The sequence below is a fragment of the Mycobacterium gastri genome (assembly GCF_002102175.1).
Classification (GTDB): domain Bacteria; phylum Actinomycetota; class Actinomycetes; order Mycobacteriales; family Mycobacteriaceae; genus Mycobacterium; species Mycobacterium gastri.
This window is the reverse complement of record NZ_LQOX01000141.1, coordinates 1-1,348: the sequence shown is the minus strand read 5'-3', so window position 1 is coordinate 1,348 and position 1,348 is coordinate 1. Positions and strand designations below refer to the sequence as shown.

Annotated in this window: 1 protein-coding gene; it reads right to left on the bottom strand. The window is 65.8% G+C overall.

The genetic code is table 11. From position 1 onward, the window contains the following. Positions 1 to 6 precede the first annotated feature (6 nt). On the bottom strand, positions 7 to 1,348 hold a 1,342-nt coding region (tnpB, locus tag AWC07_RS23070), incomplete at its 5' end, for an IS607 family element RNA-guided endonuclease TnpB (RefSeq protein WP_085105250.1).

Here is a 1,348-nt window from a genome sequence, read left to right as displayed (position 1 = left end):
CGCATTTCAGGCAGCCCGTCCTTTCGGGCGGGCACTCCGTTGAGAAACGGTTCCGGTTTCACTGCCACCAGCCGCGCCCGAGGGCTTGGTCTTGCGGTCGGCTCCACCGGTGACGACGCCGGTACTCGGCGCCGTAGCCTTCAGCGCATGACGCGCCAAATTGATAGCGGCGTTACGGTCTCGGTCGATCTCAAGGCCGCAGTGCTCGCAGTGATACACGCGTTCGGCCAGGTGCAGTTTGGTTTTCACCGCACCACAGCCGGAACACATTTTTGAGCTGGCGAACCATCTGTCAGCTTTGACCAGATACGATCCATACCAGCGTGTTTTGTAGTCGAGTTGGCGAAACATCTCACCAAGGCCGGCATCGGCCAACGCCCGGTTGAGCCCGGATTTGGCGGCCGCGCCGTTGGGCAGGAACGCGCCGGGATTATCGGGGTCGGGTTTGGGTTTGGGGCGGCGCATCATGTTCTTGACCGCCAGCGTCTCCCCACCGATCACTTGATGGGTTTTCGCCAGGCTCGTGGTCAGTTTATGGATCCGATCGGCCCGCAGGTTGGCCAGCCGGGCATGCGCCCGGCTGATCTGGGCCTGAGTGGATTCCCAGCCGCGCGAGGCGTCCTGCTTGTGCTGGCCAGCCGCGTTCCAGGGACCGCGTTGGCGCGCCGCTTTGCGTTGCAGCGCCCGCAGTTTCCGCAACGCCCGCTTGAGCTCGCGCGGCGCGCTGTGACGGGCGATCTCGGTCCCGTCCGCGCTGGCCACCACCAGCAAGTCCGTCACCCCGGCGTCGATACCCACCACTGCGGCGGCATCGGGGGCGCCCGCAGTGCTCTGGCGCCCCTCGGCGCGGCGCACAGCGCAGGTGAACGACACCAGCCACCGGCCCCGTTCGAACCGCACTGTCGCCTTCAGGATCTGCGCAGTGCCCGACTCGATCCGCCGACCCAATTTGCGCGTGGACTCATGGGTATGGATCGTGCCCAGCACCGGCAGCGTCACGTGATGCCGCGACGGCTCCACCCGGATGGCCCCGGTAGTGAACGTGAACTTCGAAACGGCTTTGCCCCTGCGCTTGAACCGGGGGAAACCCATCGGTGGGCCAGCCCGTTTCCCGGTCCGCGACGCATCCCAATTACCCAGCGCCTCCGCCAGATTCGCCACCGCGTTGGCGTAGGCCTCCTTACTGTTGTCCTGCCACCACGGGCAGCCATCCCCGCCTACCGCCACCTGATGCTTGAGCTGGTTCCACCGGTTGCGCAGCTCCTGAAACGACCACGACAGCACCGGCGTCAGCTGTTGCTCGGCGATCCCGTAGGAACGCTCCGCGCTGCGCTGGTCCAGATTGGCT